Below are 21,024 nucleotides of genomic sequence, written 5' to 3'. Positions count from 1 at the left end.
CACGCCACGCCAGCGGCTCAGATCAGGCCACTTCTACCCGATTTTTGCCGGCCAGCTTGGCGCGGTACATGGCCTGGTCGGAGCGTTCGATGGTGTCCACTTCATCCTCACCCTGCTTCCACACCGTGACCCCGGCGCTGAAGGTGATGACCAGACGGTCATGGTCGGCCATGAAGTAGGCGCGGGTCAGCTGGCGCTGTAGGCGTTCGGTCAGCTGGGCGGCTGCCTCTGCCGGGGTGGCCGGCAGCAGCAGCACAAATTCTTCACCCCCCAGACGGGCAACGATGTCGTTGGGGCGCAGATTGGCCGAGATGGTGTCAACCAGATGCTTGAGCACCTGGTCGCCGGTCAGATGGCCGTAGTGGTCGTTGAGCTGCTTGAAGTTGTCCACATCGAGCAGCACCATCGACAGCGGCTGGCCGGTTTGGGTCGAGCGGTCTTTCTCGCGGGCAAACATCTCGTCCAGCCCGCGCCGGTTGTAGGCACCGGTCAGCTGGTCTTCCTTCACCTGGGTGCTGGCTTCGTCCAGCGCGGCTTCCAGCTCGCGGATGCGCTGGGTGGCAGCGTCCACTTCTTCGCGCGCGGCTTCCAGTTCGCCCCGGCTATTGGCCAGGCTGGTTTGCACCGACTTGGTGTCGGCCATCAGCGTGTCGATCACTTCGGACAGGGCGATGACATTGTCGGCGGCCTGGATTTTTTCGGCGTAGCCGCCAATTTTCTGCTGGAACTGGTTGGTGTCGTCCGCCATCACCGACAGGCGGCTGACAAAGGTGTTCACCATCTCGCGCATGGCCTGGGTGGCGGCGTCGAGGCTGTGCTTGATCACGCCCTGTTTGTAGATCACTTCTTTCAGGCTGGCTTCCACCGCGTAGATGTCGCGCACATTCAGCGGCTGGTGCGACAGCACGGTTTCGATGGCGCTGATCTGCCCGATCAGGGATTGATCCTGGCCGGACAGCTCGCGCAGATTGTGCAGCAGCAGGCTGAGCAGCGAGGCCAGGCCATTGACGATGCGGCCATCGTGCTGCAGTTGCAGGTCGGTCTTGATCCAGCATTTTTTCAGCTGACGGGAAAACACTTCCAGCGACTGTTCGTTTTCGATGCCGGGCAAGGCCAGCAACGGCTGTTCGAGTGCTTCCTGCAGCTCCGGGTAGGGGGTCAGCCAGGGGGCAACGCCGTAGCGCAGGGCTTCGTCGAGTACATGCTTCCAGTGCCGCCACAGCGCTTCGTCCAGCTTGCTCATCGGTGGCGGAGCGGGGGCAACGGGCTGGGCCTGGCCATTGGCCCCGGTTACTGTGGCCGGGGCGCTGGCCCCCGCTGGCAGCGGAGCCACTTCATCAAACTGAAAACCATTGCCCAGCGAGGTGGTGTTGGCCTGGGTGGCCGCCAGTGGTGACCCCCAGTTGGTCAGCAGATTGCACAGCTTTTCGTAGAGCAGGGTGGGCTGGTAGCCGTAATTGGACACCACCCGTTCCAGTGCTTCTTTTTTCATGGCGCTGGACAGGCCGGGCTGGCGCAAATCCCATTGCCTGACCAGATTCAGCACCAGCTCGCCCCAGCGCTGGCCAACCATTTGTTGCTCGACATGCTGGGACAGGTGTTGTTGCAGCAGGGGCGGGACAGTGGCCCAGTCCTGATCGAAAATGGCCTGACGCACGCGGTTGATGCGTATCTGCCCGGCGGTGTCGCTATTGGCCTGCAAATCCTCCAGCGCCTGCGACAGGGCGGCCACCAGCGGATGCATGGGGCGGCTGGCGGCAGGCAACAGCTGTCCGGCCACTTCAGCGTATAAACGCTCGTAGTTTTCCGGGGTGGGCAGCAGTTTGCGTGCGCTGAGCCGTTTTAGGGCCTGGCGGGCAATTTCAATGGATGGATCAGACGGCATCATGCGCTCGGGAATGACACATGCGGGCAGTGTAACCCTGTCTGCCTGACTTGTTAAGGTTCAAGATAGGCGATAAGGATAACATCATCAGCCGGGTCAGGGGGGGGCAACCGCGCCGCGCGGGGCGGCGGGGGCTGCCGGGAGGGCAGGGTGGGGTTCCAGCAGCTGGAAAAACACCTCACCCTTTTTAATCATGCCCAGTTCACTGCGTGCGCGTTCTTCGATGGCGGACGAGCCTTGTTTCAGGTCGCTTACTTCGGCAGCCAGCGCCAGATTGCGGGTGACCAGCTTGTCATTGCTGGTGCGCAAGGTGGTGAGCTGGCTGTCCAACTGCCAGACACGCAGCCAGCTGCCTTTACCAAGCCACAACGACCATTGCAGCAGCAAGAGCAAAGCCAGCAGGGTGAGTGTCAGAACGCGCATGCTGAGTTATTTCAGGTGGTAAAACGCGCCACGACCCGGATAGCTGGCGGCGTCGCCGAGTTCTTCCTCGATGCGCAGCAGCTGGTTGTACTTGGCCATGCGGTCGGAGCGCGACAGCGAACCGGTCTTGATCTGCATGCAGTTGGTGGCCACGGCCAGGTCAGCGATGGTGCTGTCTTCGGTTTCGCCCGAGCGATGGCTCATCACGCTGGTGTAGCCAGAGCGCTTGGCCAGTTCCACCGCCTGCAGGGTTTCGGTCAGCGTGCCAATCTGGTTGATTTTCACCAAGAGGCTGTTGCAGATGCCGGCCTTGATGCCTTCGGCCAGGATTTTCGGGTTGGTCACGAACACATCGTCACCCACCAGCTGCACGCGGTCACCCAGCTTGTCGGTCAGGATCTTCCAGCCGGCCCAGTCGTGCTCGCTCATGCCGTCTTCGATCGAGATGATCGGGTAGTTGTCGCACAGGGTGGCCAGATAGTTGGCGAATTCTTCGCTGCTCAGTGCCAGGTTTTCGCCGGCCAGCTGGTATTTGCCGTCCTTGTAGAATTCGCTGGAGGCGCAATCCAGGGCAATCAGCACATCGTCGCCAGCCACATAGCCGGCCTTGTCGATGGCTTGCAGGATCAGCTTGATGGCGTCTTCATTCTTGGCCAGGTTCGGGGCAAAGCCGCCTTCATCGCCCACGGCGGTGGAGTGGCCCTGGTCGGCGCAGATTTTTTTCAGGGTGTGGAAAATTTCCGCCCCGCAACGCAGCGCTTCGCGGAAGGTTTTGGCCCCCACCGGGATGATCATGAATTCCTGGATGTCCAGGCTATTGTTGGCGTGTGCGCCGCCGTTGATCACGTTCATCATCGGCACCGGCATCGACATCTGGCCAGCGCCGCCCAGATAGCGGTACAGCGGCAGGCCGGCGTCTTCGGCGGCGGCGCGGGCCACGGCCATCGACACCGCCAGCAGGGCGTTGGCACCCAGGCGGCTCTTGGCCTCGGTGCCGTCCAGCGCCAGCAGGGTTTGATCAATGAAGGTCTGGTCGGTGGCGTCCAGGCCGATGATCGCTTCGCAGATTTCGGTGTTGATGTTTTCCACCGCCTTCAGCACGCCCTTGCCCAGATAACGGCCCTTGTCGCCGTCACGCAGTTCCAGGGCTTCTTTTTCGCCGGTAGACGCGCCAGACGGCACCGCAGCACGGCCCATCACACCGGATTCCAGCAGCACGTCGGCTTCCACCGTCGGGTTGCCACGCGAATCCAGAATCTCGCGCGCGACGACATCAATAATCGAACTCATGGTTTTCCCCAAAGCAGCAAATACACATCAAAAACACACCCGCCGACTCCGGCATTCAGGCCGGAACCATCCACGGGCGAACAATACCCGAAGCATCAAGGCGGCAGATTATAACGACAGTTCGGCCCACGGCGTGGATTTCACCGCATCATCCAGCGTTTTCAGCGTGGCCAGCAGCGCTTGCATCCGCCCCAGCGGCCAGGCATTGGGCCCATCGGACAAGGCTTTGGCCGGGTCCGGATGGGTTTCCATGAACAGCCCGGCCACGCCGGCGGCCACTGCCGCACGCGCCAGCACCGGCACGAATTCCCGCTGGCCGCCCGATACCGTGCCCTGGCCGCCAGGCAGCTGCACCGAATGGGTGGCGTCAAACACCACCGGGCAGCCGGTATCGCGCATGATGGCCAGGCTACGCATGTCCGACACCAGATTGTTGTAGCCAAACGACACGCCGCGCTCGCACACCATGATGTGCTGGCCGTCACTGCCGGCTTCAATGGCCGCCTCGCGCGCCTTGTCCACCACGTTTTTCATGTCGCCGGGGGCAAGAAACTGGCCTTTCTTGATATTGACCGGCACGCCGGCAGTGGCCACCGCGCGGATGAAATCGGTTTGCCGGCACAAAAACGCCGGGGTTTGCAGCACATCGACCACACTGGCGACAACAGGAATTTCTTCGCTGGTGTGAACGTCAGTGAGCACCGGCACGCCAATCTGGCGCTTGACCTCGGCCAGAATGCGCAGGCCCTCATCCATGCCCAGGCCACGGAACGATGCACCCGAACTGCGGTTGGCCTTGTCGTAGCTGGATTTGTAAATGAACGGCATGCCCACCGCCTGGGCAATCTCTTTCAGCTGGCCAGCCGTGTCCAGCGCCATCTGTTCGCTTTCAATCACACAGGGACCGGCAATCAAAAACAGCGGACGATTCAGTCCGACTTCAAAACCGCACAATTGCATGGAAAGCCTCTCCAGAAAACCGGGGTAAAGACACAACAATGGGAGGCCGAAGCCTCCCATGCGTCAGTCTGCTTAGCGGCGGGCGGCCTGGTAGGCCAGCGCGGCTTCGATGTAGGCCTTGAACAAGGGGTGGCCATCACGCGGTGTGGAGGTGAATTCCGGGTGGAACTGGCAGGCAAAGAACCACGGGTGATCCGGCAGTTCGATGGTTTCCACCAGCTGCTCATGCCCGCTGGAGCGCCCGCTGACCTTCAGCCCGGCGGCTTCCAGACGCGGCACGTAGTAGTTGTTCACTTCGTAGCGGTGGCGATGGCGCTCCACCACCTGAGTGGTGCCGTATACCCGCGCAGCCAGCGAACCCGGCTCCAGGTCGCACTGCTGGCCGCCCAGACGCATGGTGCCGCCCAGATTGGAGTTTTCGTCGCGGGTTTCCACCTTGCCGTCGTGGTTCACCCATTCGTCAATCAGCGCCACCACCGGGTATTCGGTTTCCAGGTCAAATTCGGTGGAATTGGCACCGGTCAGCCCGGCCACGTCGCGGGCGTATTCAATCAGCGCAATCTGCATGCCCAGGCAAATGCCCAGGTAGGGAATGCCCTGCTCGCGGGCCAGCTTGACCGCGCGAATCTTGCCTTCCACCCCACGCTTGCCAAAGCCGCCCGGCACCAGAATCGCGTCCATGTTCGACAGGCTGGCCGCGCCGTCGCGTTCGATTTCTTCCGAGTCAACATAATGAATGTTGACCTTGCTTTCGGTATGAATCCCGGCGTGGCTGAGCGCTTCCGACAGCGATTTGTACGATTCGGTCAGGTCAACATACTTGCCCACCATGGCGATGTTCACTTCGCGCCGGGGGTTCTGGATGGCGTCCACAATGCGCTTCCACACTGACAGGTCAGCCGGTGGCCGGCTGGTCAGGTTCAGGTGCTCGGCGATGATGGTATCGATGCCCTGCTCGTGCAGCTGAGCCGGAATCATGTAAATGCTGGGCGCGTCGTAGCAGCCAATCACGGCGTTTTCTTCGACATTGCAGAACAGCGCAATCTTGCGGCGTTCGTCGTCCGGCAGCGGGCGGTCCATCCGGCACAGCAGGATGTCCGGCTGGATGCCGATTTCGCGCAGTTCTTTCACCGAGTGCTGGGTGGGTTTGGTCTTGATCTCACCAGCGGTATGGATGAACGGCACATAGGACAGGTGAACGAACAGGGTGTTCTTGCGGCCCAGGTTGGAGCGGATCTGGCGGATGGCTTCCAGGAAGGGCAGCGACTCGATATCACCCACCGTGCCGCCGATTTCCACAATCGCCACATCGGCGTCACCGGCACCGGCGTACACCTTGGCCTTGATTTCGTCGGTGATGTGCGGAATCACCTGCACGGTGCCACCCAGGTAGTCGCCACGGCGCTCTTTGGTGATCACCGATTCGTATACCTGGCCGGTGGTGAAGTTGTTGCTCTTCTTCATCTTGGCCTTGATGAAGCGCTCGTAGTGGCCGAGGTCCAGGTCGGTTTCGGCCCCGTCTTCAGTGACGAACACCTCGCCATGCTGGAACGGACTCATTGTCCCCGGATCCACGTTGATGTAAGGATCCAGCTTGAGCATGGTCACGCTAAGCCCACGGGATTCAAGAATCGCTGCGATCGACGCAGCAGCAATGCCTTTGCCCAGCGAGGAAACCACACCGCCGGTCACGAAAATGTATTGGGTCATGGGAGAACGGGCCTGAACGAATCCGGAATTTTATCGTGAAAACCTTCCCGCGCCAAATGGTTGCCGCAGCGGCCCGCGCCCGGCTGGCGATAAAACCCGCTCTTGGCCGCTGTTGCCCCCGCTCTGGCAGGCAGGGACCGGCTTTACCACACCCGCTGCGCCGGGGTGGCGGGGGCATCGGTGCAAATGCTTGAGTAGCGGGCTGATTTTATGATATAAAGCGTGTTTTTACTGGTTTCTGGGAGTAACTCAAATGGCGCGAGTTTGCAAAGTCACCGGCAAGCGTCCGATGACCGGGAACAATGTTTCCCACGCCAATAACAAGACCAAACGTCGTTTCTTGCCGAATCTGCAATATCGCCGTTTCTGGGTCGAAAGCGAAAACCGCTGGGTGCGTCTGCGCGTGTCCAACGCTGCGCTGCGTACCATTGACAAGGTCGGTATCGACGTTGTGCTCGCAGATCTGCGCGCACGCGGCGAATTCTGATTTTATCGTCCTGTCACTCGAACTAAAGGCTAATCACCATGCGCGACAAGATCAAACTGGAATCGACCGCCGGTACCGGTCATTTCTACACCACCACCAAGAACAAACGGACGATGCCCGGCAAGATGGAAATCAAAAAGTTCGATCCGGTGGTGCGCAAGCACGTCATCTACAAGGAAACCAAGCTGAAGTAATTCAGCCCGGTTCCCTCGGGATGCCAAAGCCCTCTGCTGATGCAGAGGGCTTTTTTTATGTGCCGAGTGGCCAGGCGGGGGCTTGTCGGCACGGCTGTCCGGCTTGCCCTCTGCCGCGCGAGCGGCTAGAATCGCCGCTTCACTGGGGGAGTAGCCGGCCTGTTGCCCAACAGGCGCTCGCGTCAACACACTTGCCGAACCCGGCATGGCGCGAAACACCCGCTCAAGCTGTCTGGCTGGGGCGTGCGGTGCGGCAAGACCCATGATCTGCGCTCGCTGCCTTGTTGGGGGCCGTGGCGAGTCAGGTCATGGTTCCGTCTGGCCCCCGGATCATACGCAATGGAAGCTTTCCTGTTCTCTACCGGCATTGTTGCCCTGGCTGAAATCGGCGACAAAACCCAATTGCTGGCCTTGTTGCTGGCTGCCCGCTTCAAACGTCCCCTGCCCATCATCGCCGGCATTTTTGTGGCCACCGTGCTCAACCACGCACTGGCCGGCAGCCTGGGCAGCTGGATCACCTCGCTGGTATCGCCCAATGTGATGCGCTGGATCCTTGGCGGCTCGTTTATCGCCATGGCGGTGTGGATTTTGATTCCCGACTCAATTGACGAAGAAGACACCCGTCTGCAGGACAAGCTGGGGGTGTTTGGCGCAACGGTGGTTGCCTTTTTCCTGGCTGAAATGGGCGATAAAACCCAGATTGCCACCGTGGCGCTGGCCGCCCGGTTTGACTCGCTGCTGGGCGTGGTGATGGGCACTACCGTGGGCATGATGCTGGCCAATGTGCCCGCCGTGCTGGTGGGCGAAGCCGCCGCCAAGCGTTTGCCGGTGAAATGGGTGCACGGTGCCGCTGCGGCCCTGTTTGCCGTGCTGGGCGTGGTGGTATTGAGCGGGGTCGAGCTGGGCTTCTGATTGGCCGCCATAAAACAAAACCCGCCCTGCCAGCGTGCTGACAGGGCGGGTTTTTGCATAACTGGCATGGTGCGCCCAGCCGGGGTCGAACCGGCACGACCGAAGTCGAGGAATTTTAAGTCCCTTGCGTCTACCAATTCCGCCATAGGCGCACCGAACCGCGAATTATGCCAGAACCGCTACGATTCGTCACGCTGTGCAGGGCCATTGCATGAACGCCAGGCTTAACCGCCCGTCAACCACCATGGCCTGGGCTGTGTGCGGCCTGCGTGCCATCCAGGAAACTCACACTCAATGCCGTGTGTCGTCGAACACCTCGTCCAGCGACGCGGCCTCCAGCACCCGGTCGCCCCAGCTTTCCAACTGGGCAGGTGTGGCGGCGGCAATATTGGCCAGCTGCGTGGCCGACAGCGCGCCAAAACGGCGGGTCAACAGCCGTTGCAGCAACAAGGCTTCACCCTGCTGAATGCCTGTCTGCATACCTTTCTGAATACCCTGTTGCATGCCCTGCTCCATCCCCCTGGCAATCGCCTGGGCTTCCCAGCGGTCAATATTGGTTTCCAGCATTTCCATCCCTTTCGTCAATTCTTCGGCATCGGGCACGGCCAGTCCGGGCATTTTGCTCTGCAGCCGGTGTTTTATCCAGCGCGTCACCACCCGGTCGATGCGTTGCTTGAATGGGGAGTGAGCGACGGCATCAGCCAGGTTGCGAATGGCGCGTTTGGCCGCTGCGCTGTCTGGCGTGTGTTCAAAACAAAAGATGGCCGCTACCACGCGGTGCATGTCTTCCAGCTCGGCAGCGGGGAATGCCCCTTCGTCCAGCAGCCAGAATTTCAGCCGGGGCTGAAACGGCTTGAGCACCTGCGGATGGACGCGAATCAGATCGTAGAGTTCGCTGCTTTGCCGCCAGCGGGCGTCGCCGTTGTACAGCACGATGGGCAATACCGGGGGCAGCCCTTCGGCGGGATTGACTGCCTTGCTGCGCAGCAGATGGTCGTAAAGCGCAGCCACATATTGCAGCATCCGCGCCGGCATGGTGTCGTCCGGGGTGGATTGGAATTCCAGCAGCAAATACAAGTAAATCCGCCGTCCCTGCAATTCGACCGACCAGACAAGATCATCCGCGCGCGGCTTCATCGCTGGAGTGACGTAGTTGCCGTTTTCCAGGCGGAGTGTGGTGTAGTCCAACAAAGCAGACACACCCGGCGGGGCAAAGGCTTCCAGCAGTTCCTGCACCAGTTCGGCGTGAGAAAACAGATATTTATAACCGTTGTCGTGAAGGTGTGCCATCGCCTAAGTGTAGCGTGACGGATGGGTGGGCTCAAGCTGCTACGTCAGGGTGGTAGCGGGTTGATGCGCTTGTCCTGCCACGCCGTGCCAGCCTGAACGCAGTAGCAATCTCCTCGCTTTGCACGCTTAAAGCGCGGCTCGCCCTAGGCGAGAGCTGGGGAGGATGTCAAACTGTCGGTTTTTGCTGCGGAGCACAGGTATGCGCTATCTCGTCTGGGGGCTCAAACTGGCCGTGTTTATCCTGCTGCTGATGCTGGCAATGCAAAACAGCCAGCCAGTCAGCCTTAATTTGTTGCTGGGCGAAGCCTGGCAAGCGCCACTGATTTTGCTGTTGCTGGTGTTTTTTGCTGTGGGGGCGGCGTTTGGCCTGACCGCCGGGTTTACCTATTCGCTCAAGCTGCGTCGTCAGCTCACTGCGCTGAAAAAAGAGCTGCGCGCCAAACAGCAAGGGCAGGTGACCCATGACCCCAGCGACTCGATCGCCGACTGAAGCGCGCTGCGCTGGCCGGCTGACCCTCAGGAAGACATAGCGTGCAGGATTTTGAACTTTGGTGGTTGCTGGTGTTTCCAGTGTTTTTTGGCCTGGGCTGGCTGGCCGCGCGGGTGGACATGCGCGAAGTGCTGGGTCAGGCCCGACGGGTGCCGGCCTCGTACTTCACCGGCCTGCAGGCGCTGGTGGACGACAAGACCGAACAGGCTGCCAGCGCGCTGGCCGAGGTGGTGCGCCACCAGCCGCGCGCCGCCGAGCTGCATGTGGCGCTGGCGCGGCTGTACCGCAAGCGCGGCGAGCACGACCTGGCCATCCGCCTGCTGACCCAGCTGCTGCAGCACTACGCCGACGATCTGACCCCGCTGCAGCGCGACGCCACCCGCTTTGAGCTGGCACAAAACTTTTTGCGCGCCGGGCTGATTGATCGGGCCGAAGAAATCCTGGTCAAGCTGGACCACGGCACACTGGCGCACGAAGCACGCAAATGCCTGCTGGAAATTTACCAGCAGGAGCGCAACTGGCCACGGGCCATCGAGCTGGCGCGCGAGCTGAAAAGCGAGGACTTCAGCTTTCAGCACGAACTGGCCCAGTACCATTGCGAGCTGGCGCAGGGCGCGCTGATCAAGTCGGACTTTGCCAGCGCGCGCAGCCATGTCAACGACGCGCTGGCCGCCAGCCGCCGTTCGTGCCGCGCCAGCCTGATAGCCGGGGATATTCACCTGGCGCAGGGTGAGGTTGATGAGGCCATTCGCTGCTGGCAGGGCATTGAGTCACAGAACCCGGACTATCTGTCGCTGGCGGCGGAGCGCTTGTTTGACGCTTACGACCGGCAGGGGCGGGCGGCAGAAGGGCTGGTACTGTTGCGCGGGTATTTGCGCAGCTATCCGCAGCTGGAATTGCTGGATGTGCTGTACCCAAAAATTGCCGCCCAGCATGGCGATGCGGTGGCGCTGGAGTTTTTGCGCGACACGGTGCGGGCGCGGCCCAGCCTGACCGGGCTGGGCCGGCTGATTGAGGCGCAGCAGGCCGGGTTTGAGCCTGAACAGCGGGTGGACGCCGAACTGGGACGCACCCTGGTGCAATCCCATGGCAAACGGCTGAATGTCTACCGCTGCAAGCGCTGCAACTTCCGTTCCAAAGTATTTTTCTGGCACTGCCCGGCGTGTGGCGAGTGGGAGAGCTTTACCCCGAACCGGACGGAAACCCAGTAGCGCGTTTTCTGGCTCGTCACCTCGTTGCCTGAGCAAGCCCGGCTTGCCCAGGCCTGGGCATCGCGCCGGTGGGCGCCGGGGGCGATGCTGTCATCACTTTGTCAACCCTGTCGGCCACGCTATGCCTGCGTTGGCCGCCAGCAGGCGCTGTCGGCGTGGGTGATCTCGCCACACAGGACTTTGAGCATGAATCCTTTTGTTGATGTGCCGTCGCCGCTGGCGACGGTGTCGCCAGTGATTGTTGCACTGGATTTTCACGACGAGCCTTCGGTGCTGGCGTTTGTGTCGCGGCTGGAGCCGGGCAGCTGCCGGCTGAAGGTGGGCAAGGAATTGTTTACCGCCACTGGCCCGCGCTTGGTGCAAACCCTGGTGGCGCGCGGCTTTGAAGTGTTTCTGGATCTGAAATTCCACGACATCCCCAATACCGTGGCTTCCGCCTGCAAAGTGGCTGCCGACCTGGGCGTGTGGATGGTGGACGTACACGCCAGCGGCGGGCGGCGGATGATCGAGGCCGCGCGCGAGGCGCTGGATACCCAGTCGGTGCGGCCTTTGCTGATTGCCGTCACCGTGCTGACCAGCATGGACGCCAGCGATCTGGCCGAAATCGGCCTGTCTGACCCCGCCGGGCAAGTGTCGCGGCTGGCGGCGCTGGCGCAATCCAGCGGCGCGGATGGCGTGGTGTGCTCGGCGCAGGAAGCCCCGCTGCTGCGCGGCGAGCGCGGCGCGGATTTCAAGCTGGTGACCCCTGGCATCCGCCTGGCTGACGCCGTTGCCGACGACCAGCGTCGGGTGATGACGCCCAGCGCTGCCATCGCCGCTGGTTCGGACTACCTGGTGATTGGCCGGCCCATCACCCGTGCCGACGAGCCGTTTGCCGTGCTGCAACGCATTAACGCCGAAGTGGCGCAAGCCAGGGGCGCGCAATGAAAGTGTCGGTGATTGGCAGCGGCTATGTGGGCCTGGTCACCGGGGCGTGTCTGGCCGAAGTGGGCAATCAGGTGCTGTGCCTGGATGTGGATCCGGCCAAGATTGCCCTGCTGCAGGGCGGCGGCGTGCCGATTTACGAGCCTGGCCTGGAAGACATGATTCGCCGTAACGCCGCCGCTGGCCGGCTGCGCTTCACCACCGACGTGGCCGACGCCGCCCGGTTTGGCGAGATTCAGTTTATCGCCGTGGGTACCCCGCCCGACGAAGACGGCTCGGCTGATCTGCAATATGTACTGGCCGCTGCCCGTGGCATTGGCCAATCGATCGAGGGCTATACCGTGGTGGTGGACAAGTCCACCGTGCCGGTGGGCACCGCCGACCGCGTGCGCGACACCCTGGCTGCCACCCTGGCCGAACGCGGTGCCGATATTGCTTTCAGCGTGGTGTCCAACCCGGAATTTCTCAAAGAAGGCGCGGCGATTGACGACTTTATGCGCCCCGACCGCATTGTGGTGGGGGTGGACGACCCCCACGCTGCCGAATTGATGCGCCGGCTGTATCTGCCGTTCCAGCGCAACCACGAGCGACTGATCGTCATGGACGTGCGTTCCGCCGAGCTGACCAAATATGCCGCCAACGCCATGCTGGCCACCCGCATCTCGTTTATGAACGAGCTGGCCAACCTGGCTGAAGCGCTGGGGGCCGACATCGAGAAAGTGCGCCAGGGCATCGGCTCCGACCCGCGCATTGGCTACCATTTTCTCTACCCCGGCTGCGGCTACGGCGGTTCGTGTTTTCCCAAGGACGTCAAAGCCCTGGCGCGCACTGCCGACGAGCATGGCCTGCCGCTGCGGGTGATTGGCGCAGTGGAAGCCGCCAACGACGCGCAAAAGCGCCGGCTGGCCGACAAGATCATCGCCCGCTTTGGTGCCGACCTGACTGGTCGCTGCTTTGCCCTGTGGGGGCTGGCGTTCAAGCCCAACACCGACGACATGCGCGAAGCGCCCAGTCTGACGCTGATTGACGCGCTGCTGGCGCATGGTGCCACCGTGGCCGCCTACGACCCGGTGGCCCGCCACGAAGCCGCCCGCGTGCTGGCTGGCCGTCCCGGCATCCGCTTTGCCGACAGCATGCAGGATGCACTGGACGGTGCCGACGCGCTGGCGATTGTCACCGAATGGAAAGAATTCCGTAGCCCGGACTTTGCTGACCTGAAAGCCCGTCTGACCACCCCGGCCATTTTTGATGGCCGCAATATGTACGACCCGGCCAGCGTGCGCGAAGCCGGGCTGGAATACTACGCGATTGGCCGCCCCTGAAAGTATTGCATGAGCCTGCTTGAATCCCTGCAACTGAACCCCGCCGACCTGTCGGCCCGACTGGCCGCCGCCCGCGTGCTGGTGGTGGGCGACGTGATGCTGGACCGCTACTGGTTTGGCGAAGTCAACCGCATCTCGCCCGAAGCGCCGGTGCCGGTGGCCAAAATCAGCCGCATTGAAGAACGCGCCGGCGGCGCGGCCAATGTGGCGCGCAATATCGCCTCGCTGGGCGGGCGCACCACCCTGCTGTCGGTGGTGGGCGACGACGAAGCCGCCGGCGCACTCGAGCGCCTGCTGCAACGCGACGGCATTGTGACCCAGCTGCGCCGTGACCCAAACATTGCCACCACCATCAAACTGCGCGTGGTGGCCCGCCAGCAGCAACTGATCCGCATCGACTTTGAAGACGCACCCAGCCATGAAATTCTGGCCGACAAGCTCGACGACTTTCGTGACCAGCTGGCCGAACACGACGTGGTGATTTTGTCCGACTACGGCAAGGGCGGGCTGACCCATGTGGCCCGCATGGTCGAGCTGGCACGCGCCGCCGGCAAGCCAGTGCTGATCGACCCCAAGGGTGACGACTGGAGCAAATACGCCGGCGCCACCCTGCTCACCCCGAACAAGAGCGAATTCCGCCAGGTGGCCGGCAGCTGGCGTGACGAAGCCGACCTGAGCCGCCGCGCCGAAGCGTTGCGCCAGCAACTGCAACTGGATGCCCTGCTGGTCACCCGCAGCGAAGAAGGCATGAGCCTGTTCGACGCCCACGGTGCCGAACACCAGCCCACCCTGGCGCGCGAAGTGTTTGACGTGTCGGGTGCCGGCGACACGGTGATTGCCACCCTCGGCCTGGCGCTGGCCGCCGGCCTGAGCCGCCCGCATGCCATGCACCTGGCCAACGCCGCCGCCGGCATTGTGGTGGCCAAGCTGGGCACCGCCGTGGTGGACCAACAGGAACTGTTTGCGGCCTGACGCCGCCCGAAACTCTGGAGCTTACCCTTATGACCCTCGTCGTCACCGGCGCTGCCGGCTTTATTGGTTCCAACCTGGTCAAGGCGCTCAACCTGCGCGGCGACACCGATATCATTGCCGTCGATGACCTCACCGACGGCCCGAAATACCGCAACCTGGTGGACTGCGACATCGCCGACTACCTGGACAAAGACGATTTTCTCGCCCGCCTGAAAGCCGGCGACTACACCGGCAAACTGCGCGCCATCCTGCACCAGGGCGCCTGCTCCGACACCATGGAGCACAACGGCAAATACATGATGGCCAACAACTATCAGTACACGCTGGACCTGTTTGACTGGTGTCAGGACCACGGCGTGCCGCTGCTGTACGCCTCCAGCGCCGCCGTCTACGGCGCTGGCCGGGTGTTCAGCGAATCACGCGAGTACGAAGCCCCGCTGAACGTCTATGGCTACTCGAAATTTCTGTTCGACCAAGTGGTGCGCCGCCGCTTTGACCTGCGCCGCGCCCAGGTGGTGGGTTTTCGCTACTTCAACGTCTACGGCCCGCGCGAACAACACAAAGGCCGCATGGCCTCGGTGGCGTTTCATCACTTCAACCAATACCTGCAAACCGGCAAGGTGAAGCTGTTTGAAGGCTACGACGGCTACCCCAACGGCGGCCAGATGCGCGACTTTGTTTCGGTGGAAGACGTGGTGAAGGTCAACCTGCACTTTCTGGACCACCCGGAAAGCTCCGGCATCTTCAACCTGGGCAGTGGCCGCGCCCAACCGTTTAACGACGTTGCCGTTGCCGCCGTCAACGCCTGCCGCCAGCATCAGGGCCAGCCGGCGCTGAGCCTGGACCAACTGGTGGCGCAAGGCGTGCTGGAATACATCGACTTCCCCGAAGCGCTGAAAGGCAAATACCAGAGCTTCACCGAAGCCAACATCAGCGCCCTGCGCGCGGCAGGGTATGAACAGCCGATGCTGAGCGTGGAAGAGGGCGTGGCGCGGTATGCGCAGGGGTGGTTGGCGGGGTATGGGAAGTGAGGCTTGGTGGATAAGTTTGTTTGTATTGCATTGATTTAAAAGAAAAAAGCGACGATGTGGACATCGTCGCTTTTTTCTTGCCATCAAGCCGCACATGACAGGCAATACACTTTACAATTATGACAAATTAGACCTTATGTCATGAGTGTGTCCACAATGCAAAATTCTGCCTCCAGCGACGACAAAATCTACTTTCTGATTGATCAACCAGAAAGCGCCGGCCAGATCATGGCCAATACCCTGTTGGCGCGTGATGTCTACCGCAACATCGCCACCTTCGTTGGCGATGCATTGGACTTAGCCAAGCAAGCACGCAATAGCGCCGACCCGATGCATCACCGCTACCACAATACCGTGCTGATTGATGGGGCGCGCGGCACCGGCAAAAGCACGGTGCTGATCAACCTTGGCCGTTATTTGGAAAGCTGCAACGCCGAGACGTTCGAGCAAGTGCATATTTGCGCACCAGTTGATCCTACCTTGCTGGAAGACCATGACGATCTTTTCTTGAACGTCATCTTGGCCGCTGTGCTCAGTGACAGGAAAGTCGAAGAAGCACAGCAACGCAATCCATTGGGGCGGCAAGCTCTGGCCAAACAGCTGCAAAAATTGGGGGCGGCGCTGGAGCATATGCAAAACCAGCGCGAACACACCCAAAAGGGCATGGATAAGCTGCGCGCCTTTGTCGGCAATCAGCAATTGATTCAGGAGGTGCATGATTTTTTTGCTGAAGTGCTTAAGCTGCTGGATAAAAAGCTGCTGATCCTGACGATTGATGATGTAGACACCGGCCTGGACAAGGCGTTTGAAAATTTGGAAGTGGTGCGCCGTTACCTGACTAGCCCTTATGTGATGCCGATTATCAGTGGGGATTTGTCTTTATATCACGAGGTGATTTGGCGTAATTTTCTTGGGCGGCTGTTGGAAAAGTCAAAAGAAGAAAGTGCTGCCAGTGTAGAAACGGCAAAAGAGCTGGCGTGGGAGTATGAACGTAAGGTCTTGCCGGTGCAGTATCGACAAAAAATGCCTGAGGTAAAAGACTATCTTAAAAACAAAAATATTTACTTTGCCTACGTGAATCAAGGTAAGATTGAGCCTATTGTCTCAACGCCGGTATTTTATGCCTGGCTGAATGCATTGCTGAACGGGCCAGTTAATGGGCTGGAGCAAGGCTTTGTCGATGTGCCAATTTCCACCACCAGAGCATTGGCACAGCTTGTGCGAAGAACAAAATTATTATTCTCTGGTTTGCAGCAGCAAATGCATGAGTTTGCAGATAGCCGGTCTTGGTCTGGTTCTTGGGAGGTGCTCTCGCAAGCGATGACAGAAAAGATTTTTCTACGCAAAGACGATGCGGTAAAAGATTTGGCAGCTAAATGGCTGGGTGAGCTGAGGTCATATTTTGGTCATGAGGGCAGTTCATGTGCAAGTTTTCTATTGGCGGAGACATTTTTTTTCTGGCTGTCTGATGATTTTGCGCATGCAGACTCGCCATTGAATAGCCCATTGTTTATGCCTGCCCAACATGGAAAAATCCAAGGATTCAAGGTCGATGTTAAAAATGAATGGCAGGCAGAGTTGGAACGGTACTTGCCTAAATCTAAATTGCGATTCTTGCCGCAGTATACTGGGTTGTTTTTTCCTCGGCCACAAGTAGGCGCACCTATCTCTGGGAGCAGCATGAAGGCTATTCGTCATCTTGCTTCGGTGGATCCGATGCAAAGCCTATGCTGTGACATGGTGTTACATCGTGAGTATTACACGAGCGGAAACATGGCTTGGCAAAGGTATATGGGGCGAGTGTTTGAGCTGGTAGTGCTTGGATTGCTTCGTGATGTGAGTGAGAGAGATATCTCTCGTCTGCTACAAAAATCACCTTTTTATTCGACCACTAGTTATGCTGGATCAAGTGGTTATTATGAAGATGATGGTGAGGAAGATAATTCTCCGTCTGAGGTCAATCAAGAAGCTAATGGAGCTGCTTGGTCTGAACAGCAGAGTGAGGCAAGAAATCAGCTCGTTCATGATATTAACCAATGGCGAAAGCTTGTACTGGGTTCTGGCTTGAGATTGTCGCCATGGCTGGTTTTTAATGCTATGCAAAGATGTTTCTCGCTGAATTTTCCTCGGCAGTTAGATTTTCGTGGAGGGAATCCGCCCTCCATTGATCCAGGTGGCGTATTCCGTTCTTTCGGTATGGCATTTTTCAATGTTTGGTCTGCTTTTGCCTATCTGGAGACTGGCAGCCTATTTGGCCGCTCTGATGCGGTTTCTACCGGTCAGCTCCGCTGGAGGTCTATTAGTAAGGAAATCGATTATAAAAGAACCGATATGTACCAGCAAAATATTCTTGGTTTATTAATGGCTAACGAAAAAAATCGCAAGCCATCAGTAACTTGTCTGCTTTCCCTACATCCACTCTGTGAGCTGGCACTAAGCTCTTTCCGAGCTATGGCCGAGATAGAGGACGAGATAGAGGACGATGGCTGGGGTGATGGCGGGGATAACCTGGCCAAAGATAAAAATATTAATATTACTGGTGGTGGCAATAATATTTATATATCTGTGACAAAAGAACCACCGCCAATACTTGAAGAGGCTATTTTGCGGGATGGGCTTTCCTCAAGAGAATGGATGAGAAAGCATGTGCTTGTGGCTGATGAGTTTTTAAGATTTAAAGGGAAAATTGAGGTAATTCATATTGCTCACGCCCTTCGGGTAAGTTTTTCCGATTTCGAGCATGCCAATCAGCTTTTTCATGAGTTTGTTACTAAATATAATAAGAAATCAGAGCTGGCTCCGCGATTTCGGGAAGCAATTGAGGCAGTCTATGGACGTCCGCCCGAACCTCTCGACAAACCCGCCGAGTAAACCATGCTCCACCGCTCCTTGCATACCCTGGCCTTAGGCGCAGTGTGGACGTCTGTCGAGCTCTCTGGCCGCTTGCGCGCGCAGCTGACGGGCTTGGCAAATTGCCAGCAATCGCCGCTGCCTGCGCCTGCGACGTGTCAACAACTGCTCGCCGACGCCATCAATGACGCCCACCCCCACCGCTTTCGTCAAAACGACTGCGCAGAAATGGCTGCCCAGCTGTGGGGCGAGCAGATGTTGCACACCCCAGATATCCCGGTGCTGGATGAGTTGTTCCAGCAACTGCTGCTGAGCAATGGCGATTACATTCATTACCGCGAATCTCAGGTGCAGGCGTATGCGCAATTGGCTTGCGAGCTGGACCCTACCTTGCTGGTGGCCTGGCATTTGGCGGGTTGGGTGCTGGCCGAGCAGCATGCAACGCCGCAACAGCAGGATATTGAGCGGGTGCTGGATCATCAGTGGCCGTTTTTTGCGCCGCCGCCCTTGGCGCACAAGCCGGTGGCGGAGGGCCATGTGCATCTGGGTGGGATGACGCTGGATGGGCTGGTGCTGACCGACCATATTCTGGGCCAGGCGGCGCGCTGGCCGGATCGCGATGCCCCGGCGCTGCGCCAGGTGCGCGGGGTGTTGGCGCTATGGCTGGGGGAAGTAAGCGGCACGCGCGATGTGGAAGAACTGGATGTGCAAGCGGGGTGGCTGCGGCAGCTTGCGCATACCCTGGCCGATGATGCCTACACCCATCTCCAGCCGGCTGAAATGCCCGATTGGCCGACGCTGGCGCAGCTGGGGGCTAAGGCGCAAGACCCATTGGCCCTGCTGCGGCAGGGCCTGGCGCAGCGGCTGGTCAGTGAGGAATGGAGCCTGGCCTGGCTGTGGTTGCTGTGCTGGCTGTGCGTATTGTATCGCCAGCGCAGCGCGCTGCCGGAATTGCGCATGGCGGTGTTATGGCTGTTGATTGAGTTGATGCGCCTGCGCCGGAAATTGATCATGGATGGCCAGGGGCTGACGTGGTTTGTCGAGTATTTTGGTGATTCATGGCGAAAAGCCAGCAAAAACCTGGGGCGCGACACCGTGCATAATTTCCGCCTGTTGCTGGCGGGGGAGCAGGATTATGCCGAGATCAAATGCTCGCCCGGCGCTTTCGAGGCGGCGTATTGCACCACCTTGACCCAGGCGGCCAATCAATGGCTGGCGCAACAGCCGCCGCAGGGCAAGTCGGTGTTTTCTCCCTTGTGTGCCGAGAGTTTGCTGGCGCAGGAACAATATGTGCGCAATCTGGAGCGCTGGCATTTTTGCCTGCATTTTGCCCGCATTGGCCGGCAGTCTCGCCAGGACAAGCGCCAGGCCTTATGGAAAGAGGCCAGCGAACTGGATGGGCGTTTGCATGACGCCACTGGCTGGAGCCGCCCTGAGTTTCTCGATGGTTTCCTCAACCCTCTATGGACCTTCCAGCCCTCGCGCTGGGTGCGCGGGCTGGATGTGGCCGGCGATGAAAACCTCTGGAAAATCGAAGTATTTGCGCCCATGCTGCGCTGGCTGCGGCGCGGCTTGCGCCCTTTGCCGGCAGACGCCTTGCCCACCCTGGGCTTTCACCTGAGCGTGCATGCCGGCGAGGACTACGCCCACCCGGCCTCTGGCATGCGCCATATTGATGAAACCGTGCAGTTTTGCGCAATGCGCGATGGCGACCGGCTGGGCCATGCGCTGGCCTTGGGCATTGCACCGGCGCAGTGGGCCGAGCGGCAGGGCGATATGCTGCTGCCGGTAGACGAGCATCTGGATAATCTGGTGTGGCTATGGCATTACGCTTGCGAGCTCAGCAGCCGCCTGTCCTTGGCGGCGCAGGTGTTGCCGGGGCTGTCGCGGCGGGTGGCCCGCTTTGTGCGCCACTTGCCATGGCTGAATGGCGATACCACGCCCTTGCTGCATGCCAGAGAGGGGGCGTCAGCCAGCGATGCTGGCATGGTTGTCGAGCCCGACACCCTGTGGCGCGCCTGGCGCTTGCGACGCAATTGCTACGAACAGCTATGCCTGGCGGCAGGTTTGATTGAGCTGGAAGGGGCGGTCAGCGATAGCATATTGGCGCTGGCCACGCCGGATTGGCGGCTGCTGCACAAAGCAAGCCAAGCTTGCGCCTTGCCTGATCAGTCTGGCCACAGCCAGCCGAACGCCGCCTTACTGCCCGCCACCTTGTATCTGAAGCGCGAAGCCTGGCTGGCCTTGCCCGATAGCGAACGGGTGCCGCTGAAAAAAGTTCGCGTCCGCGCCGGCGAGCCGCTGTCTGCCGCCGCCCTGCACCATGACGACCCCGAGCAAGGCCCGCTGCAAGACCACGATAGCCCCGCCGAGCTGGAATTCATGCACGCGCTGCAAGACTATTTGATGGACCAATACGACCGTCAGGGGCTGTTGATCGAGGCCAATCCCACTTCCAATGTGTATATCGCCCGTTTGCAGGGTTATCACGAGCACCCGATTTTCCGCTGGGCTCCGCCGGATGAATCCGTATTGCGTGCTGGCGCGGAATATAATCGCCATGGTCTGCGTCGGGGGCCGATGCGGGTGCTGGTGAATACTGATGATCCTGGCATCATGCCCACCACGCTGCGTACCGAGTATGCGCTGTTGCGCGAGGCGGCGATTGATCTGGGCATTTCCCGCACCGTGGCGGAAACCTGGCTGGAGCGGCTGCGCGAGCTGGGGGTGGATCAGTTTCTGCGCAATCACCAGCCGGTGTTCACCCGGCGCTAAACCTCTCCTGTTGCGTGGGTGGGAGGCGTGGTTGCCGCCGTTGTTCACCGACTTTTTCCAGCGACCATAGCGCTTGTTCATTTGGGAAACGCTGAAAAAATCGTCATTCCCGCGAAGGCGGGAATCCAGGGTGTTGATTTTGCTGGGCTTTTCTTTTGGTGAACACGGTTTGTCTGAATCAATCAGCGCGTCCTTTGGCGTTTTCTGCCTACATTTGTAATGCGCTTCAGCGCAGTGTGTGACAGTTTGTTATTTTATATATGATAATAAAGTTACCATTCTTATAGAATATTTTGGC

Annotated in this window: 17 protein-coding genes and 1 tRNA gene; 11 read left to right on the top strand and 7 right to left on the bottom strand. The window is 59.9% G+C overall.

Going from position 1 to position 21,024, the window contains the following annotated elements:
* Positions 1-22 precede the first annotated feature (22 nt).
* The 5 genes from BXU06_RS10920 to BXU06_RS10900 all read right to left on the bottom strand — a co-directional run bounded on the left by BXU06_RS10920 (position 23) and on the right by BXU06_RS10900 (position 6,268).
* The gene (locus BXU06_RS10920) at positions 23-1,888 is read right to left on the bottom strand and encodes a GGDEF domain-containing protein (protein ID WP_077299467.1); all 1,866 of its coding nucleotides are present in this window, start codon (positions 1,886-1,888) and stop codon (positions 23-25) included.
* Between the two features lie 93 nt (positions 1,889-1,981).
* Positions 1,982-2,308, bottom strand: coding sequence for a cell division protein FtsB (gene ftsB, locus BXU06_RS10915; RefSeq protein ID WP_077299465.1), 327 nt, complete (start codon positions 2,306-2,308; stop codon positions 1,982-1,984).
* A 6-nt stretch (positions 2,309-2,314) separates the two neighbouring features.
* Entirely contained in the window at positions 2,315-3,598 is a 1,284-nt protein-coding gene (gene eno, locus BXU06_RS10910; protein ID WP_077299463.1) for a phosphopyruvate hydratase, read from the bottom strand.
* A 108-nt stretch (positions 3,599-3,706) separates the two neighbouring features.
* The gene (gene kdsA, locus BXU06_RS10905) at positions 3,707-4,558 is read right to left on the bottom strand and encodes a 3-deoxy-8-phosphooctulonate synthase (protein WP_077299461.1); all 852 of its coding nucleotides are present in this window, start codon (positions 4,556-4,558) and stop codon (positions 3,707-3,709) included.
* A 72-nt stretch (positions 4,559-4,630) separates the two neighbouring features.
* Entirely contained in the window at positions 4,631-6,268 is a 1,638-nt protein-coding gene (locus tag BXU06_RS10900) for a CTP synthase (protein ID WP_077299459.1), read from the bottom strand.
* A gap of 253 nt (positions 6,269-6,521) precedes the next feature.
* Here BXU06_RS10900 and rpmB point away from each other — a divergent pair, with 253 nt between their 5' ends.
* The 3 genes from rpmB (at position 6,522) to BXU06_RS10885 (ending at position 7,861) form a co-directional block, all read left to right on the top strand.
* Positions 6,522-6,755, top strand: coding sequence for a 50S ribosomal protein L28 (gene rpmB, locus BXU06_RS10895; protein ID WP_077299457.1), 234 nt, complete (start codon positions 6,522-6,524; stop codon positions 6,753-6,755).
* Positions 6,756-6,793: 38 nt separating this feature from the next.
* The gene (rpmG, locus tag BXU06_RS10890; protein WP_077299455.1) at positions 6,794-6,949 is read left to right on the top strand and encodes a 50S ribosomal protein L33; all 156 of its coding nucleotides are present in this window, start codon (positions 6,794-6,796) and stop codon (positions 6,947-6,949) included.
* A gap of 339 nt (positions 6,950-7,288) precedes the next feature.
* Positions 7,289-7,861: a TMEM165/GDT1 family protein gene (locus BXU06_RS10885; protein ID WP_077299453.1), complete on the top strand. Its 573-nt coding sequence runs from the start codon at positions 7,289-7,291 to the stop codon at positions 7,859-7,861.
* Between the two features lie 67 nt (positions 7,862-7,928).
* Here the strand turns inward: BXU06_RS10885 and BXU06_RS10880 are convergent.
* Together BXU06_RS10880 and BXU06_RS10875 are read right to left on the bottom strand one after the other, a co-directional pair.
* A tRNA-Leu gene (locus BXU06_RS10880) sits at positions 7,929-8,013 on the bottom strand.
* A gap of 139 nt (positions 8,014-8,152) precedes the next feature.
* Positions 8,153-9,151, bottom strand: coding sequence for an Rpn family recombination-promoting nuclease/putative transposase (locus tag BXU06_RS10875; protein WP_077299451.1), 999 nt, complete (start codon positions 9,149-9,151; stop codon positions 8,153-8,155).
* A gap of 199 nt (positions 9,152-9,350) precedes the next feature.
* Here BXU06_RS10875 and BXU06_RS10870 point away from each other — a divergent pair, with 199 nt between their 5' ends.
* From BXU06_RS10870 to rdrB, 8 genes are all read left to right on the top strand, one after another.
* Complete coding sequence (locus tag BXU06_RS10870; RefSeq protein ID WP_077299449.1) at positions 9,351-9,641, top strand: lipopolysaccharide assembly LapA domain-containing protein; 291 nt, start codon at positions 9,351-9,353, stop codon at positions 9,639-9,641.
* Between the two features lie 41 nt (positions 9,642-9,682).
* Positions 9,683-10,852, top strand: a complete 1,170-nt coding sequence (gene lapB / locus BXU06_RS10865; protein WP_077299447.1) for a lipopolysaccharide assembly protein LapB — start codon at positions 9,683-9,685, stop codon at positions 10,850-10,852.
* A gap of 186 nt (positions 10,853-11,038) precedes the next feature.
* Positions 11,039-11,779: an orotidine-5'-phosphate decarboxylase gene (gene pyrF / locus BXU06_RS10860; RefSeq protein ID WP_077299445.1), complete on the top strand. Its 741-nt coding sequence runs from the start codon at positions 11,039-11,041 to the stop codon at positions 11,777-11,779.
* The gene (locus BXU06_RS10855) at positions 11,776-13,098 is read left to right on the top strand and encodes a UDP-glucose/GDP-mannose dehydrogenase family protein (protein ID WP_077299444.1); all 1,323 of its coding nucleotides are present in this window, start codon (positions 11,776-11,778) and stop codon (positions 13,096-13,098) included. Before pyrF ends, BXU06_RS10855 begins: the two co-directional genes overlap by 4 nt.
* Before the next feature lie 9 nt (positions 13,099-13,107).
* Positions 13,108-14,070 carry a D-glycero-beta-D-manno-heptose-7-phosphate kinase gene (gene rfaE1 / locus BXU06_RS10850; protein WP_077299442.1) on the top strand — a complete coding sequence of 321 codons (963 nt, stop codon included), beginning with the start codon at positions 13,108-13,110 and terminating at the stop codon, positions 14,068-14,070.
* 29 nt (positions 14,071-14,099) lie between these two features.
* Complete coding sequence (gene rfaD / locus BXU06_RS10845; protein WP_077299440.1) at positions 14,100-15,101, top strand: ADP-glyceromanno-heptose 6-epimerase; 1,002 nt, start codon at positions 14,100-14,102, stop codon at positions 15,099-15,101.
* 156 nt (positions 15,102-15,257) lie between these two features.
* The gene (locus BXU06_RS10840; RefSeq protein WP_077299438.1) at positions 15,258-17,972 is read left to right on the top strand and encodes a P-loop NTPase fold protein; all 2,715 of its coding nucleotides are present in this window, start codon (positions 15,258-15,260) and stop codon (positions 17,970-17,972) included.
* Between the two features lie 3 nt (positions 17,973-17,975).
* Positions 17,976-20,726 (top strand): antiviral RADAR system adenosine deaminase RdrB, encoded by a 2,751-nt coding sequence (gene rdrB, locus BXU06_RS10835; RefSeq protein ID WP_216352461.1) that lies wholly within the window; start codon positions 17,976-17,978, stop codon positions 20,724-20,726.
* Positions 20,727-21,024: the final 298 nt, after the last annotated feature.

It is taken from the genome of Aquaspirillum sp. LM1 (assembly GCF_002002905.1).
In the GTDB taxonomy this organism is placed as follows: domain Bacteria; phylum Pseudomonadota; class Gammaproteobacteria; order Burkholderiales; family Aquaspirillaceae; genus Rivihabitans.
Note: the sequence above shows the minus strand (reverse complement) of the source record. Positions and strands in the feature narration are given on the sequence as shown.